Raw genomic sequence first — 17,444 nt, forward strand, 5'->3', positions numbered from 1 at the left:
GGCCAAATCCACGTGAAGTGACGAAGAACCAATTTAATAGTGCCTATTAAGCAAACAAAACCATAGAAAAAGCGCTTGCCATGTTTATTGGGGCAAGCGCTTTTTTACATATGCGCGCTAAAAAATTCCCATGTAACAAGCTAATTACTTAATGCTAGATGAAATTCCATATACAGAACAGCTACTTAGTCATTTAACATTAAGAGAGCATTAAGCGATATATCATAACACATTGACACGTATCAACTTTCTACCTTGAGCAAAGGCGTAATCTAAGGGTATTCCGACATTCGCCCTGCGAATGCCGTTTAATTCGCCAAGGAGGCGCTATGGACGCAATACGTCGCTCGCTCTTGGGTCAAATGGCACGCTTAAGTGCAGGCGCTGCGCTGATGCCGTTTTCAAGCCTTGCCCAAGCTGGCATTAATCAGCAACCTGCCCGCCGCGAAGGCGACCCAACTAAACGCTACGGTATGCTTATCGACTTACGCCAGTGCATCGGCTGCCAAGCCTGTACGGTGTCGTGTCATATCGAAAACGCTGCACCGCTGGGACAGTTTCGCACCACGGTCTCCCAGTATGAAGTACAGCATCAGGAAAGCGGCGAATTAGCCACCTTTATGCTGCCCCGGCTGTGTAACCACTGTGAAAACCCACCCTGCGTCCCGGTCTGCCCTGTAGAAGCCACTTACCAGCAGCAGGATGGCATTGTGGTGGTCGATAGCGACCGCTGCGTAGGGTGTGCCTATTGCGTCAATGCTTGCCCCTACGATGCTCGCTTTATTAACCAACGCACTCAAACCGCCGACAAGTGCACCTTCTGTGCCCATCGTCTAGAAGCCGGACTATTGCCCGCTTGCGTTGAGAGCTGCGTAGGCGGTGCCCGCGTGATTGGAGATATGCGCGATCCTCAAAGCCAAATCAGCCGCATGATTCATGAACATCGCGATGCATTGATGGTGCTACAACCAGAAAAAAACACCCTTCCTCAGGTGTTCTACCTAGGCATGGATGAGCGCTTCACCACGCGTCCTAAGGCCGAGCCCGTTGCGCTCGAAGTACTCGACCCCCACGGTCAGGAGATGGGCTATGAATTCCACCATTGAGCTACTGGCACCGCGCTATGACATCGCCTGGTACCCGTGGGCGGTTCAGTACTTTTTTATGATTGCGGTTTCCTACGCCAGCCTATGGCTAGCCGCCCCAGCACTGGTATTCGGTAAAAAAACCTGGCTGCCTACCGCACGTCTGGCGCTAATCGCTTGCGTTAGCACTACGCTAGTGGCGCCCGTTGCGTTACTCGCGGATTTGCACCAGCCACTGCGGTTCTGGCACTTCTACGCTTACGCCAATAGCCACTCGTGGATGTCGATTGGCAGCGTTGTTCTGCCGCTTTATTTGGTTAGCGTGCTTGGCCTTGCTTGGTTGGCATGGCGGCCCGCGCTGCAGGCACAGTGCGGCACTCCAGGACTCGGTGGCATGCTAGCCACCTGGCTTTCACTGGGCAGAGGCACAACGCCACGAGCAATGGTCGCGGTGGTAGGTCTGGCTGCGCTGGGACTTTCCAGCGGCATTATGCTTTACACCGGTGCGGAACTAGCAATCGTAAAGGCCCGTCCGCTTTGGAACACCGTGTGGCTACCGCCCATGCTGGCGACCACCGGATTTATCGCCGCCTCCGGTCTGGTGTTAGTGCTGAACAGGGTTAGTGGGCTTTGTTCGCAAACCGCTATACGACAGATGCTGTATGTGCTGCTAGTGGCCTGTGCGCTAGCAGGATTGATCGCGCTTAGCTGGTTTTTAGATGGCGTAAATGCCCACGTAGGCTCAGTCGCCACCGCGCTGGAATCCGTGCGCCATAGCGCCTCGTGGCGCAACACTGCCCTCTGGGGAGGCATTACCGGCATCGCGCTGTTTGCCGCCGTGTTGTTTTTATTGACTCGCCCTACCCTGCGCCAGCCCGGGCCGAGCGGCGCTCCAACCTCTAGCCAGCCAGCACTGTTTGCCTGGGCATGGTTGCTAGGCCTCGTCGCCATACACATGGGCTGGATGTTTCGCTGGGTGGTACTGATGGATGTTCAGCATGTGGCGCGCAATAGTGCCGGATTTCACCACTATGGTATTCCCGCCGGCTCTTCCGGCATTTTAGGCATTGTTGGCACCTTCGGTCTCTGGCTCGCCGTTATTCTCCTGATTGAACTGTTTATTCCCTGGCGACAGGCCCAACAAGGCGGCCTTATAGCAATGCCAACCCACGCTGCCCAAGATGCTTCTACTCATCCTCTCACCGCTAAAAAAGGAGCGTCTAGTCATGTCTAAGTCTGCTCAAGACCCGTCACGCCGCCGTTTTCTAAAAGGCGCTGCCGCCGCTGGTGGTGCAGCCACCTTTGCCGTGGGCTATGCCGACCCACTGGCAAAAATGGCCAAGGGCATTACCGGTAGCGCGGGTGAAAAACCCAGGCACAATATTCATGGCAACTCGCTGACCCCAGAATACCGCGTCGATTTAGACACTGGCGAACTCACCTTAACCCCCGGCCAGCGAGTCGCCTTCACTATTTGTTACGGCTGTACTACCCGATGCGGCGTGAGAGTGAGGGTCGATGACACCCTTGGCGAAGTACTGCGGGTATCAGGCAATCCCTACCACCCGCTGTCCGCCGACGACCATTTACCTATGCGTACACCGGTGGCGGATGCACTGCGTAGTGTTAGCGCCTATGGTGAACAGGGTCAGATAAACCGCTCCACCGCCTGCGCCCGTGGCAACGCCATGATGAGCCAAATTACCAACCCTTTCCGAGTCGACAACTGCCTGAAACGAGTAGGTGAACGTGGTAGCCGTCAATGGCAGAAAATCTCCTTTGAGCAGCTAATTGAAGAAATCTGCGAAGGCGGCGACCTGTTTAACGAAGGCCACGTTGATGGACTGCGCGATATTCGCGATCACGACACCCTGATTGACCCTGACAACCCTGAATATGGCCCCAAGGCCAACCAATTAATGGTGATGGAAGCCACTGACTACGGGCGTTCAGACCTACTCAAGCGCTTTACCCTCAATGCCTTTGCTACCCGCAATTATGGTCACCATGGCGCTTACTGTGGTTTGGCTTTCCGCATGGGATCTGGCGCGGTGATGAACAATATTGTCACCAACGCCCACGTTAAGCCAGATATCCAAAACGCACGCTTCATCATGTATATCGGCTGTGCGCCCAGCCAAGCGGGCAACCCGTTTAAACGCCAAGGCCGCTTGATTGCCCAAGCCCGTGCAGCCGGTACGTTGGAGTACGTGGTGGTCGACCCAGCGCTCAATGCCGCCACCTCCCACGCAGCCGACAACAACCGCTGGGTGCCTATTCGTCCTGGGACAGACAGCGCTTTTGCCATGGCAATCATCCAGTGGCTACTCGACAACCAAGGCTATGCTAGTGACTTCCTAGCTCTGCCCGGCCAAGCCGCCGCCAATGCAGCGGGCGAAACCACCCACTCCAACGCCACTCATTTGGTGATTGACACCTATGAACACCCCCGCAGAGGTTATTTTCTTCGCGCCAGCGACCTGGGCCTAGCGGAAGCGGATAACGATGCTGACTCGCCGATGGTAGTCGCCAATGGCGAACTCGCGCTAAGCGAAGAGGTGATGACCGCCGAGCTCTTTGCCGAACGTCCGGTTGAGCTTGCCGATGGCACCACCGTGACCGTCAAAAGCAGCCTGACGTTGCTAAGCGAATCTGCCCACGAGTACGACCTAGACACCTATGCCGAGCATTGTGGCATTCCCAAGGCGACGATTATTGAATTGGCCAGCCGCTATGCCAGCCATGGCAGAAAAGCCGCTGTTAACTGTCACGGCGGCATGATGTCGGGTAACGGTTTCTACGCCGCGTTCAGCGTGCAAATGCTGAACTTACTGGCGGGCAACTACAACATGAAGGGTGGCAGCGCCGTGGGCGGCGGCACTTACAGCGGTACCGGCGAGGGCCCACGCTACGACTTAGCCAACTTTCCTGGTAAGCGCGCACCTCAGGGGGTATTTCTATCCCGCTCGCGCTTCCCCTACGAAAAGTCTTCCGAGTATCAGCGCAAAGTCGCCGCAGGCGAAAATCCTTACCCGGCTAGAGCGCCGTGGCGCTCGTTGGCACCGCCGACACTCACAGAGCACCTACCCTCTGCACTAGATAGCTATCCTTACCCCATCAAAGCGGTGATTGGCTGTATGGCCAACCCGATTTATGGTCAGGCCGGTCTGAAAAGCGTCATTGTCGACAAGCTGAAGGACCCTAAGCGTCTAGGGCTCTTTGTCGCCGTGGATGGCTTTATCAATGAAACCAACCGCTACGCCGACTACATCGTGCCTGATTCCGTGATGTACGAGGTGTGGGGGTTTACTGGCGCGTGGAAAGGCACCCTCGGCAAACTAACCACCGCCTGCTGGCCCGTAGTTGAGCCACGCCAGCAAAAAACCGCCGAGGGAGAACCGGTGTCAATGGACAGCTTCTTTATTGCCGTGGCCAAGCGCCTGGGTCTGCCCGGCTTTGGCGACAACGCAATTCCCGATGCCCAAGGAAATCTGCACCCGCTCAATCGCGCTGAGGATTACTACCTGCGAGCCGCGGCCAATATCGCTTTTCAAGAAGAGCCACTGCCAGAAGCAGATGACGCTGATATTGCTCATGGAGGCATTGCCCCACTGCTGCCTAAAATCGCAAGAACGCTAAAATCTGATGAACGCGCTAGAGTTGCCTATCTCTATGCCCGGGGTGGACGCTTTGAAGATGCCAGCGAGCACTTCATCGGTGAAAAATTGAAATACCAGTGGAAGCAAACGCTGTGTGTTTACAACGAATCGGTAGGCACCAGTATTGATACCACTAATGGCCTGCCCAATAGCGGCGTCCCCTGCCATAAGCTGCCTCAGATGGCGAACAAGCAACCTATGCGCGAGATATTTTCTGAGCAGGAGTGGCCGCTGCTAGCCTTCTCGTTCAAATCCAATCTGATGAACTCTTACGCCATTGGGAGTGAGCGGCTACGTATGATCAAGCCTTATAACCCGATACAAATGCACCGCCAAGACGCCGAGCGCTTTGGTATCCAGCACGGTGATACCATTCGCATAGAAAGCCCTGGCGGAAGCGTTGTGGGATTGGCACTAGTCAGTGAAAGCGTAATACCTGGCGCCCTGGGCATTGAGCACGGCTATGGCCACAAGGATTTAGGTGCCACGCCACATGTCATCGACGGGGTATCCCAGCCGGATATGCCCTGGATGCGTGCAGGTATCAATATTAATGACCTAGGCTTTCAAGACCCCACACGGAAAGTAGATGGCACTTGGCTAGAGCCAATCAGTGGGGCCAGCGTGCGCCAAGGCTTACCAGTAAAAGTTAGACGAGTCTAACCAATGCAGAGCAATAGAATATATACAGCTAGCTTTGCAAATTTGGAATGAAAAAAACAAGGACGCCCTCATGAGCTTCTAAGGGTGTCCGCTAAGGCTGTAGTGGTCAATTAAAACTGGCCAACGGTTTATAGTTAACTCAGTATTTTTTCTCTGCCTGGTTCGGACACTTATCAACTTGACTAGAAACGCAACATTTTAACTGTCACTTATCTGCTAATTGCTGGCGATATGGTCGTTATATTCATTCATGAGTGGGTGCTCGGAGGAATTGTTGGCCTATTAGGCCGTAGCCACAGGCATGATCTTGTGTCATCAGATGACGAGGTTCAAAGGTCCAAAAGTGGTGGAGCCTAAATGCCCTAGATAGGGAACCATCTTTAAGTACACGGCTCATCCAGCCCAGACTCCCATAAGCAGCCAGCACGAATAGTCAGCGAGCTGGTTACAGTGCTGGGCTGGTACTGTGACTTCTCTAGGACTTTGGAGCGTTCGGCTCGTCCAAGGTGTCGTTCAAAAATTGACTAGCCATAGCCTAGAGCTTGCCGATCCTTTCAAACATCCTAAATCAAACAATGAGAGTGTACCTTGTGAGGCCTCCGTGCTTAATGCATTTAGCAAAGTTGAAATTACACGCGATGATCTGTCTTAAAGCCTAATTTTAACTAACACTCTGCAAAGAGTTTCTCGCTGCTTACCACCATACTTTATTCCCTTTGAATGCCCCATTTATTCCTGAAGAACGCTGTAAATGATGCCTTGTATGGATGGCAGGGGAATCCCAGGATACAGTAAACCCTGCGACGGACGTGACGGCATCACTTATGAAAGCACTTGGCCACATTGAACCCATAACAACCGCTAAAATTTACTAAAAAGTGGGTTAAATTAGCGGCTCTATACGTCCACTACCTCTTTTAAGCGCTTTCTGCATCACTTCATAATCAATGTTTGAGCGCTTTTGTTCCGGCAGTTCGTCAGCTTTGTTAACGATATTCAGCAAGTCGCTTATGCTCGTTTCTTGTTCATTACGCGAAGTAAATGCCTGCAAGTACAGCAAGTGGTCGGCGTCCCAGCCAAGCTTGATCGGCTCATCGATAATATTGATCTGGGTACCGTTGGGTATTTGCTCAAATACGGCTTTAATATCGTCGGGGTGCATACGGATACAACCTCGACTGGCGCGCATGCCAATGCCATCTGGTTGGTTCGTGCCATGAATTAAATAACCAGGAATATCCAATAAGATGGCGTGCTGACCGAGGGGATTGTCGGGCCCTGGCGGAACAACGTCAGGCGGTGGGTCGCCGCGTTCAGCCGCTTCCTGACGAACGGATTCGGGAGGATACCAAGCGGGGTCCTCAAGGCGCATGGTGGTTTTGGTAATCCCCAATGGTGTATCGAATCCATCGCGGCCGATGCCAATGGGGTAGGTTTCGACGCGAGGTGTTTCTCCATCTTGCACCTCGGGATAGTAGTAAAGCCGCAGCTCCGCGATATTGATAACCACTCCTTTACGCTCTACATCCGGCAGTATGTGTTGCCCCGGAATCTGAACCTGCGTTCCTTTCCCAGGAACCCAAAGACTAGTGTCGGGATTGGCCCGTCGAATTTCTTCGTAGCCAACACCATGTGCGTGAGCAATATCGAGCAGGGTATCCTCTTCGTTCTCTACTTGAACGGTATAAGCTTCACCCACGATATTGCCGGTTTCAGGCAATAGATAATGTCCTGGCGGCCGTGAGGTCTCGCCAAAAGCCGAAAATGAAGCAAGCCACAATGCCACCATGAATACGCAGCGAAGCAGTCGACCACTGACTGCAGGTTTTACAAAGCAAGAGTTCATAAGAAACGTTACTCACTATACGACCAAAAGCTCATTAGGCATGATGAACATTAACTGTAAATGAAGCGTGGATGTGGATAATGGCGGCTTTTGGCATTACATAATGCTGTTTAGTTGTTGGTTTGGATGGTTTCGATCTATCGGCTGCAAAATGGGGCTGCCTCATATTAACTTCATCCCCTAATGGCATACTGCTGATAGAAACCATTTTCTATGACCTTGAGGAGTAAGTATGCGGGTATTACTGGTCGAGGATGATGCCCCGGTAGCGGCTGGCGTCGAAGCAGGATTGGCACTGAGCGGCTTTGTGGTTGATACCGTCACCACCTTGGATACTGCGAAAGGCGCGCTAGCCACCATTAACTACGATGCTGTTATTCTCGACCGTCGATTGCCCGATGGAGATGGTTTGACGTTATTGAAGCATTGGCGTCATGCGAGCGTGGCGACGCCAGTGCTGATGCTAACGGCTCGAGATGCGGTAGCGAGCCGCGTCGAGGGCCTTCAGGGAGGCGCAGACGACTATTTGGTCAAGCCGTTTGATCTTGACGAGTTAACAGCCCGGCTCCAATCGTTATTACGCCGTACGGCAGGGCAAGTGGATCACGCCATTCGTCACGGCAGCCTGGCATTAGACCCCGTCACACGTAGCGTCACGTTGGATGGAGAACCCGTCGTCCTGTTGCGACGCGAGTTAATGCTGCTGGAAGCATTAATTCGAGCTCGCGGGCGAATTCTGAGCGCCGATCAATTGAAGGACTGCCTTTACGGTATTGATGATGAGATCGAAAGCAATGCGCTTAATGTGCACATCTACCAACTGCGTCGCAAGCTGGGACGCAACGTGATCGAAACCGTGCGAGGTTTGGGTTATCGACTTGGCAAATACAACAGTGATGCGACCTCATGAATCTGCGCTTACGTCTGGTTGCTACACTTGGAATTACTCTCGTGCTGCTATGGAGTATCACTGCCATATGGTCAATGCGCGACCTGTCGGCGCAGTTGGAAGAGTCTCTGGATCAGCGTCTGGCTCAATCGGCGCGAATGGTGGCTGGTTTGTTGGATCGCGTGCCAGCAACGTCTTGGAACGGTACAGAAGATGAAACGCCAACGATTCCTTCGCTGGATGGTATCGCTTGTCGAGTATCATCGCTTCGTGGTCAAGTGGTGGCGGGTACGCATCCGGAAATGAACGACGTGCTTGCCGTTGAGGCTGAGGGGTATCGTTATCGCGAGCACAACGGGCAGCGCTGGCGAGTTTACACGTTAGTTGATAACGACAAGCGTATTACGGTGGCTGATCGTCTGAAAGAGAGAGAAGCACTGCTGCTGCAGGTTCGCCGGGCCGCGCTTTACCCATTTCTACTGGCGCTGGTGGGCAGTCTTGTTGCGCTATGGTGGGGGGTAACACGAGGACTTGCGCCGCTTGCCAAGTTACAACAACGACTTATTCTGCGCGAACACAATGACCTTTCGGCACTACCTCTTCATGGATTGCCTGGTGAAATTCGCCCGCTGATCGATAGTTTCAATACGCTACTGGCACGAACGCGACGTATGCTTGAATTGGAGCAGCGCTTTACCGACGATGCTGCCCACGAACTTCGTACACCGTTAACTGCCGTTCGCACACATCTGCAAATCGCGAGGCGTGTTGACGGTCACCAGCAGTACGAAGCGATGCAGCAAGCTGAAGCTGGGGTAGATCGACTAACGAAAACGCTTGGTCAGCTTTTGCTATTGGCGCGAATGGAAAGTGAGGACATCACACGTGCCCGTCGTCCTGATCCTACTCCTCTTGGGGGGGCATTGGTGGCTGCGATGACAGAAACCGGTAGCCGTGATCATTGTCATTATCCCCAAGGCGTTAACCAAGTACATGTCGCCCTATCTGAGCCGCTTCTCGTGACGGTTCTACGCAACCTGCTCGAAAATGCGATGCGTCACGGCGCACCCGGTGCGCCGATAGAGATTTCCGTACAGGAATCAAAGGGAATGACAGTCATCGATATCACTAGTCAAGGTGAAACCATTGCTGCCGAACACCTCTCCCGACTGACGGAGCGCTTTCATCGGGGAGATCATCCTAAAGGTAGTGGCTTGGGTCTTTCGATCGTCGAGGCGATTGTCACCCGGGCAGGAGGCCGAGTGACGTTCGCATCTGGCAATGGTGTTGGGCTACGAGTGACGCTTCAATTGACTTCGGGTTGAACCCGTTTAGATTAAGGTGAATCACTCCCCATAATGGCTCGAAGCTTATCGGGCGAGGGAGCACCCATCACACTGTGCACGTCACCGTTGTCATCCTGATAAAAGGTCGCTGGCGTTGCGAAGAGTTGGCCATCGCGCATTAGCTGGGTGTTTTCGCTAACCCACTGCTCGCTTTGGTCATCCCCTTGATTTTCGGGCATGGCATCGTTGCGGTAATGCTCAGCCAGCGCTTCGCCAGGATTATCCGCATTGAGTATCGCAGCTGCCTTTTCAGGGCTGTCTGCTTTGAGAATACCTACCATCAAATGACGAACCTGAACGTCGCCACTTTCAACCCAGGGTTGGGCGTCTTCCCACAGTTGGCGGCAGTAAGGACAGTTGGGGTCACTAAAGGTATATACGATACGGGGTGCCTCTTTATCGCCATCGCGCACCCAGTGTTGGCTATCCATTTCTTGCCATAACTCGGCGTTTCTTTGACCGTTGACGAGTTGCTCTAGCCGCTCAGCTGAAACGTCCTGGCCCTCGGCATTGATCAGTGTACCAACTAGCGCATGCTCGCCTCCCGAGGTAAGGTATGCCGCAATCGTCTGGCCACGAGCACTACCTGCATATCCAGTCAGCCCGTCCGGCGCATCGAATTCTCCATGAATCGTGAGACCTTGCTGTTCGAGCTCTTGAATAGGGGCGGGCCACTCAGCGGCAGTTGCAGGCAGACTTGTTGCCAGCGCAATGCTAGTCCCAAGCGTTAGTGTGAGGCGTAGTGGTGTCATACAGGCGTTGAAAGCGGCCATGTGTGTTGTCTCCAAAGTGAGGTGAGTTAGAGGTTGAAACGCGCTAGACTGCGATCGAGCGTGGCGCGAGACAGCTCTCCAAAGTGGGTGTCGATAAGCGTGCCATCGGCGTTGTAATAAAGCGTGGTGGGCATGGCCATGGCACCCACGTCATGGCCGAGCGCATTGTTCCGGTCGAGGTAGACATTATCGAGGGTGAGTGACTCTTGCTGTAAAAAGGCACTAACGGTGCTGAGGCTCTCGCCCTGATTGACGAACACGAACGTCACGTCGTCTCGCTCTTGTTGAGCCTGCTCAAATACAGGCATTTCGCGTCGACACGGCGGGCACCAACTGGCCCAAAGATTGACCACCATGGGGCGATCAGCTTCGCTTAGCATAGTGGGAAGAGTCACTTCGTCATGCTTAAGCGTGGTTAACGCCGTCGAAGGAATGCTAGCACCTTGAGATACCATGAGTGTCAGTGCCCCCGCCGTCAGCGACCAGGTCAGAGCCCCTGATATTACGGCTGTCCCGAGAGGGCCGCGCTCGTGAGGTTGGCGCCATAGCCGCCAAGCAAGGTAAACCAAGGCGACGACAAGGCCCGCTAGCGGCTCGAAGCCGCGATCGCGTATGTCAAACCACGACCAGAACGTATCGTAGCTTTCGCCATATTGAACGATGAAAACAAGTCGCGCCCCGATCACACCCAAGAGCATGGCATTGAAGATGCTATCGCCAACGTTGACCTTTCGACGGCGGCCTAGCCAGCCTCCGATGATCAGTGCGATAACTATCGAAAGCATCAGCAAAAGCTGCCCTACGCTCAGAGCTAACGGGCCGATAACGAGGCTGCGATCCAGGGGACTCATGAACCACCTCCAGTGGTACTGCTGCCGGTTTGTTTGGCCTGATCGAAGCGCTTCAGAAATGTGTCAGCGTCTAGTTCGCCGATAATGCGCGCACTGCGCCGCTCGTGCCCGTCAGAGCCGAACCACATTAGCGTTGGCGGCCCAACGATGCCGAAGTGCTCCATGATCTCCTTGTCAGATGCGTCGTAGTTAGTTACGTCGATGCTCAACCGTTGCACATTCTCCAGTTCGGCTTGAACAGTGGGGTCAGCGAAAACTTCCTGTTCGATCACCTTACAAGAGATGCACCAGTCGGCCGTAAATTCGACGAGCGTCATCTGGCCGCTAACCCCGGTTTGGTCAATACGGGCATCAAGCGTGGCTAGATCTTCAACCTCATCAAAGGTAAGCGGTTGCTCATTGTTTGACATCGAATCTGCTGTGTTTGAGCCTCCATTAGTTGATGTAAAAATCGCTAGCGGACGCCAAGGATCAGAGGCACCGCCGGCAGCGCCGATTAACATAAGCGCGCTCCATATGGCTATGCTTGCTGCACTGGCCGTCAAGACTTGAGACGTGATGCCACTAAGGCCTTCGTTCCGAGCAAGCGACATGAGGGCTATCGCAAAGCTAAGTGTTAGAGCGCCCCAAAGGCCGAGAACGATGGCATCAGGTATTACGCGAGCCACAAACCAAATCGCCATCCCCAGTAATACAAAGCCGAAAAGCGCTCTGATGCGAATCATCCAGGCACCCGGCTTAGGTAGAAGCTGGCTACCCACGGTGCCGATCAGGATGAGTGGTAGGCCCATTCCGAGTCCAAGCGATAACAGGGCTGCGCCGCCCAACCAGGGGTTGCCACTATCAGCAATGAACAGTAGCGCTCCCGCTAACGGCGCGGTCATGCAGGGACCCACCAGCAGTGCAGAGAGTACGCCCATGATGGCAACCCCTTTCAAGCGACCACCACGTTGACGCGACATGCCTGAATCAAGCCGCTGGCGAAGCGCTCTCGGCAGCTCTAATTCGAATAAGCCGAACATGGCCAAGGCGAGAACGATAAACAGTAGCGAGAACAGGCCGATAAACCAGACGTTCTGAAACAGCATCTGTAGATTGGCGCCTGCCATGGCAGCGGCCACGCCGAGTAACGCATAGGTGGCCGCCATGGGAAGGACGAAGGCAGTAGACATCACTAAGCCTGCCGCTCGGTGGCTCTCGCCCACCTCTCGTCGCCCCGCGATCAAGCTCGAAAGGATCGGTATCATCGGCAACACACAAGGCGTGAACGTCAGTAACAGCCCCATGCCGAAGAATGCCGCCAGCGTCCAGAACCAATTACCTCCGGCCAGTTGCGCCGCCAGTTGCTGGTCTTCTGCCATCGTAATTTCTGGGTCAGAAGTAGGGTTTTCTTCAAATGAGGATTCGTTCGTGGCATCCGATGGTTCGTCGGTTTTGGATATGTCCTGGCCAGCAGACGCTAAGTCAAAGGTCTGTTCCTGAGGTGGATAGCAAAGGCCCGCATCGGCGCAGCCCTGCCAGCGAAGAGTAATTGTTTCAGCATTGCCAGGCTGGGTGATCATACTCAACGAATGACGATAAACCTCAGAGCGTCCAAAATACTCGTCCTCAATGGTTTCCCCGTCAGGGATATTCAGCGATAGCTCACGCCCATCGGCTTCAGCAGAAAAACGGTGGCGGTAAAGGTAGTAGTCGGGCTCGATTTGCCAATCAATCTCCAGAGATTCGCCATCATGGCTAAGTGTTGGCTTGAAGACTTGCTCTGGAGGAAGAACGCTCTCCTGCTGGCCAAAAAAAGATTGTGCAGTGGCTACTGTGGTAACGCTTAGCAACCCCAGTAATAGTACCCACTGCACCAGCCTAAAGCACATGGCCTCTTGTATCGGCCTGTTCATAGCTCGCATTTCCAGCACTCCTGATTCGATGCTGGATAGGATGGCTTATGGGGATTAACTGAAAATGAAGGTTTTCCTGCCTAGTGGCTTGGCTGGCGTACAGACGGCCCTACCTGATACTCGGGCAGTGACCGACGCACTGCTTTCAGCGGCCCGGAGCAGGGTCCCATGACGCCCTTCCCCGCCGTCAACGATGTTAGTTCAACACGAGAAGCGAGGTTACAGGATGGGTGCGAGTACAATTTTTGTGGTGCTGGCGGCGCTTTTCTGGGGGTTATCTGGCGGGATCGGCGGAATCCTTATAGCCGACGGTTGGGACGCGTTCGTGGTTTCCTTCTACCGGGTGCGATCGGACTACTGTGCGTCCTCATCTGGCTAATACTGCGTCCACACAGTAGTGGCCTGACAAAACGCCGGTTATGGTTCTGGTCAGTCATCGCCGGTGTCGGCGTAGGGGGTAACTTCTCGTTCTATTTCTTAAGCATTGCGCACGGTAGCGTTGCTGTTGCGGCTACATTGATGTACAGCGCCCCAGTCTTCGTATATCTCGTATCCTTCGCTCTAAGGCTCGAAAGTCCCACGCCGCTGAAGTGGGCCGCGATCGCAGTAGTGATTCTTGGTGTCGTATTGCTTACACTGATTTATGACGTCGGTGCGAGTGGCGTTACGGCGATGGGTGTAGGTGCTGGTCTGCTTGCCGGACTGTCCTACGCAATATTCATTTTCGGCTTCAAGTATGCGGCGCCACACGGTAGCCCGCAGGCTATTCTCTCTATCGCGCTTATGGTACTTGCCAGTATTCTTATCTGGCCGAGTGATGTTGGCCAGACGGTTGCTGTCCTGAGCACGCCGGATTGGCCGCTATTCGCAGTACTCGGTGTACTCGGCGCAGGTTTGTCTTTTGTTCTTTATATCATTGGTTTGAAACATACTGCCCCGGCCGTGGCCTCCGTTGTCGCAATGGTCGAACCGGTCACCGCGACGCTGTTCGGCGTCGTGGTGTTAAGCGAAACCCTGGTAGGGCCGCAAATTCTGGGTATGGGACTGATATTAGTCACAGTGACCGCGCTGAGCGTCTTTTCAAGCTCTGGACGGCCACCCTCCGGATAGAATCACTAGCTGGTTATCGTTCTGATCTAGGATCCAACGCTGTGATTACAGCTATCTGTAGGTATTGACGACTTGCGAAGGGTGAACAGAGAAAGGTAACGAGTTTTTTCTTGGCTTATTTGATATTTGCCTAACTAAATATTACAGAAGGCGCGGAGTAGCCAAACCGCTCAAACTACCCATTATATCAAAACTTACTAAATTTCCGCTATTGGCCGGGCAACGACGACCTGAAATAGGCCGTCGTTTATCCTTATCAAACCTCTGTCTGTTCTGCCATTTCCAACGCATCATCTACCTCTATTCCTAGATACCTGACGGTGCTTTCCAGCTTTGTGTGACCCAGGAGCAGTTGCACTGCCCTAAGGTTTTTCGTGCGACGGTATATCAGCGAAGCTTTTGTACGACGCATCGTGTGCGTGCCATACATTGAAGCATCTAAACCTATTTCGGTGACCCAGGCTTTCACGATACGGGCATATTGGCGCGTGGAGAGATGCTTTGCGCTATTGATTCGGCTGGGAAATAAGAAATCTTCGCTTCTGAGTTGAGCCAGCTGTATCCAGTCCTCAATAGCGTTACGGGTTTGCTCGGTTATTTCGAACTGGACAGGTCGATGCGTTTTTTGCTGCATTACGATGGCACGTGGTGATATGCACGTACCATGGGCTATATCCCGAACTCGTAAATTGACAAGGTCGCAGCCACGTAACTTGCTATCAATGGCTAAATTGAAGAGGGCAAGGTCTCTCGTCTTTTTGGCAAGCTGTAGGCGCACACGTATGGCCCAGATATCTCGAAGGCGCAGAGGCGCCTTCTGCCCAACCAACTTGCCTTTATTCCAAGGTGTAAATGAGATTTCAGTCGGAAAGTTCATAGCATGATCCTCCATCAGGTGGAGGTCAAAGAATGGCTCAATTCACGCTCGTCATGTGCTAAGGTTAATTCATGGTCAGGGCTCGACCCTGAGCGGACGTTCTGGAAAATGCTGCTGGTAAGTTCATGCGTGTTATGCTGTCAAGATATAATTAATATTCAATGATTCCAATAGTTTAGGATAAGCGTAGTGCGCTAGATAATATTCTTGAACGTGCCGTCACGTTCATTTTGTATCACAGCGTATAAATGCTTAACTGTTAAAAATGGAGAGAGACAATGGCATCCGTAACCTACACATGCACAAATTGCGACAAGATAGCCACATTTGAAACGGAAGGTGCAACAATGTTTTTGATGGATGATAACGTTCCGAGACCACCTACTTATGTTGTTAATTGTCCAAGCTGTGGTACTAGAAACTCGGTCACAGTTGAGCAATGACTGACGAGAAAATCGTTCAAGGTAATGCAAGGGCAACCACTAAGGACGAGAACTTCTACATCCAGTGGGGCTACGAAACGGTCAAAGCCAATATTGGAACAGCTAATGAAGTTCTGAAGCTGCTGATTACTATTAATGTGGCGTTGATTGGTGGTGGAGTTGCTTTTCTTTATAATTCAGATGTACCTGAAGGTTTCCGTATAACGATATTGGCCGCCTTCTTTATTGGCCTTATATTGGCATTTGCCGGAGTATTTCCAAGAAAGTCGACAATCGATGTTCGAATGCCTGATAAAATCAAGGCACACAAAGACCGTGTGCTCGATAGCAAGCGCAGGTACCTCTGGGCCGCATCTGCATTTACAGTTTTCGGACTATTGGCATCAGCTATGGCTGTAAGCGAGGTTCGTATTTGCTTTTAACAAAACCAGTCACGGCGACGCCTACTACATTGCGGCTTCACCTCCATTTCGGAGCCGCGCATGCTGGCTGGCATTATATTCTTAATTTTATCAAGTAGGGAAATATGAACAATAGCCAGAAAAATCAGGTTCAAACACAAATTGACAACTATTTTCAAATTGATATGACTTCACTGATAAGTGCCGCGTTTCCTAATGTAGATGAAAACCAGGTGGCAATAGGTGAGTACACCCCTAAGGAATTTTTATCACTCGCTAACAAAGTATTTAATCAGTTTAGAGAAGAGCTAAAAGGTATATACTTCAAAGCGCTACCATTTCAATATCAATTCCATAACGAGTATGGTGGTGCCGATTTAAATACCGACCTATCAAACTTTAATGCTTATGTTACCTCTAAAAGGTTTCCTAATGCGGTAGCGCATCTAAATAGATTAGTTCACTATCAAGCAGTTAACGGTTTTTGGGAAAAAAGTAAAAGAAAATACTTCAGACATTCAGAAGAAGCTGTGAACAGTGAAAAGGAGAGGATAGAATTAGTTAGTAAGCAGTTGGAGAAAAGTGCTGCTTCATTACAGGATTTACTTGACGATATTGAGTCTGCAAAAGCAGATCTTGAGACATTTAAAGAGGCAAAAAGAAAAGAACTAAGTGAAATTGAATCTCTTTTAGCAGCTTCTCGAAGTCACAATAACGAAATTTTAGAACTACATTCTAGCGCAACATCTTTGTCTGAGAAAATTAATTCTCTTAATGATGCATCAGAATTAAAAATAAACGAAACTGATGAGCTTTATAAAGAATCAAGGCTTGAGCTCAAAAATGTACGGGAAGCTCTAGAGAGTCAGGCCTCAGTAGTGGACACCCAAAATAAAGAATATATCAATTTAAAAAATAAATTTGAAAAAATGTTATCTTTAGTAGAAGGAAAGACTGACTACTTTGCTGAAAGGAATGAATACCTTGATGATCTAATTGGAAGAGAGGTGGGAGCTTCACTTTTTGAAACATTTAAGCAGCGTAAGGGCGAACTTGGATCATCCATTTCATTTTGGAAGTGGAGCGTGCCTGTTACTGCGATTGCTACAATCACTTGGATATTCTTTTTGTTTGGAAATGGTGATTTGGCTAACTTGCAATGGCAGGTGATTTTTATAAATTCATTAAAAGCGCTACCAGCAATTGGCCTGTTGCTATTTGCAATTTCCCAATATACTAAAGAAAGAAATTTTCAAGAAGAATATGCTTTTAAGTCAGCTGTAGCTTTGACTATAAACTCATATGCCGATCAACTAGTTGGCGAAGACAATAAAGATAAATTAATAATGGAGTCTGTGAGCGAAATATATAAAACGCCAATATCAAAAAAATATAGTAAAGATAAAGAGACAAAATCTTTAGTGGGGGCAGCAAAATAGCTAACCCATACCGCAAAGTTTATGGTTATCGAGAAGTGAATATAACAAATGCAGGCAAGGGATGCTACTGACGTCGCGCCCATGCTGCAAGCGTTACATAAGAATTAACTAAATATACCACTTCTGGACGATAGATAACTTTAGTACTTGTTCATAAATAGGTCGCC

General features: G+C 51.5%; 12 protein-coding genes and 1 pseudogene. 8 read left to right on the top strand and 5 right to left on the bottom strand.

Annotated features, from left to right (window positions below; all coding sequences use genetic code 11):
• Window positions 1-329 precede the first annotated feature (329 nt).
• From dsrO to HZU72_RS21910, 3 genes are read left to right on the top strand one after another with little or no spacing between them, the layout of a single operon-like run.
• A complete protein-coding gene (gene dsrO, locus HZU72_RS21900; RefSeq protein ID WP_039857572.1) occupies window positions 330-1,106 on the top strand; it encodes a sulfate reduction electron transfer complex DsrMKJOP subunit DsrO in 777 nt (258 codons plus the stop codon).
• A complete protein-coding gene (nrfD, locus tag HZU72_RS21905; RefSeq protein WP_041158403.1) occupies window positions 1,090-2,319 on the top strand; it encodes an NrfD/PsrC family molybdoenzyme membrane anchor subunit in 1,230 nt (409 codons plus the stop codon). Before dsrO ends, nrfD begins: the two co-directional genes overlap by 17 nt.
• Window positions 2,312-5,407: a molybdopterin dinucleotide binding domain-containing protein gene (locus HZU72_RS21910; protein ID WP_039857575.1), complete on the top strand. Its 3,096-nt coding sequence runs from the start codon at window positions 2,312-2,314 to the stop codon at window positions 5,405-5,407. The genes nrfD and HZU72_RS21910 overlap by 8 nt, the downstream gene beginning before the upstream one ends.
• An 883-nt stretch (window positions 5,408-6,290) precedes the next feature.
• Here the strand turns inward: HZU72_RS21910 and HZU72_RS21915 are convergent.
• Window positions 6,291-7,196, bottom strand: coding sequence for a L,D-transpeptidase family protein (locus HZU72_RS21915; protein WP_371829555.1), 906 nt, complete (start codon window positions 7,194-7,196; stop codon window positions 6,291-6,293).
• Window positions 7,197-7,485: 289 nt separating this feature from the next.
• On the opposite strand from HZU72_RS21915, the gene HZU72_RS21920 reads away from it, so the two are divergent.
• Both HZU72_RS21920 and HZU72_RS21925 read left to right on the top strand, forming a co-directional pair.
• Window positions 7,486-8,163, top strand: a complete 678-nt coding sequence (locus tag HZU72_RS21920) for a response regulator (protein WP_087108432.1) — start codon at window positions 7,486-7,488, stop codon at window positions 8,161-8,163.
• On the top strand, window positions 8,160-9,467 hold the full coding sequence (locus HZU72_RS21925; RefSeq protein ID WP_172117336.1) for an ATP-binding protein: 1,308 nt from the start codon (window positions 8,160-8,162) through the stop codon (window positions 9,465-9,467). Before HZU72_RS21920 ends, HZU72_RS21925 begins: the two co-directional genes overlap by 4 nt.
• Window positions 9,468-9,478: 11 nt before the next feature.
• On the opposite strand, the gene dsbG is transcribed toward HZU72_RS21925, so the two are convergent.
• Genes dsbG through dsbD form a run of 3 tightly spaced genes read right to left on the bottom strand, consistent with a single transcriptional unit; the run spans window position 9,479 to window position 13,016 of the window.
• Window positions 9,479-10,261, bottom strand: a complete 783-nt coding sequence (dsbG, locus tag HZU72_RS21930; RefSeq protein ID WP_225733647.1) for a thiol:disulfide interchange protein DsbG — start codon at window positions 10,259-10,261, stop codon at window positions 9,479-9,481.
• A gap of 26 nt (window positions 10,262-10,287) precedes the next feature.
• Window positions 10,288-11,112: a TlpA disulfide reductase family protein gene (locus HZU72_RS21935; RefSeq protein ID WP_041158406.1), complete on the bottom strand. Its 825-nt coding sequence runs from the start codon at window positions 11,110-11,112 to the stop codon at window positions 10,288-10,290.
• Entirely contained in the window at window positions 11,109-13,016 is a 1,908-nt protein-coding gene (gene dsbD / locus HZU72_RS21940) for a protein-disulfide reductase DsbD (protein WP_235270499.1), read from the bottom strand. The genes HZU72_RS21935 and dsbD overlap by 4 nt, the downstream gene beginning before the upstream one ends.
• A gap of 217 nt (window positions 13,017-13,233) precedes the next feature.
• On the opposite strand from dsbD, the pseudogene HZU72_RS21945 reads away from it, so the two are divergent.
• Window positions 13,234-14,117, top strand: a pseudogene (locus HZU72_RS21945) (DMT family transporter).
• A gap of 256 nt (window positions 14,118-14,373) precedes the next feature.
• On the opposite strand, the gene HZU72_RS21950 reads toward HZU72_RS21945, so the two are convergent.
• Window positions 14,374-14,994, bottom strand: a complete 621-nt coding sequence (locus HZU72_RS21950) for a tyrosine-type recombinase/integrase (RefSeq protein WP_101146478.1) — start codon at window positions 14,992-14,994, stop codon at window positions 14,374-14,376.
• Window positions 14,995-15,433: 439 nt separating this feature from the next.
• Between HZU72_RS21950 and HZU72_RS21955 the strand changes: the two genes are divergently transcribed.
• Window positions 15,434-15,859, top strand: coding sequence for a hypothetical protein (locus HZU72_RS21955; RefSeq protein ID WP_180095910.1), 426 nt, complete (start codon window positions 15,434-15,436; stop codon window positions 15,857-15,859).
• Between the two features lie 104 nt (window positions 15,860-15,963).
• Entirely contained in the window at window positions 15,964-17,277 is a 1,314-nt protein-coding gene (locus HZU72_RS21960) for a hypothetical protein (RefSeq protein WP_180095912.1), read from the top strand.
• The last annotated feature ends 167 nt before the right edge of the window (window positions 17,278-17,444 follow it).

The sequence above is a fragment of the Vreelandella sedimenti genome (assembly GCF_013416325.1).
GTDB lineage: Bacteria > Pseudomonadota > Gammaproteobacteria > Pseudomonadales > Halomonadaceae > Vreelandella > Vreelandella sedimenti.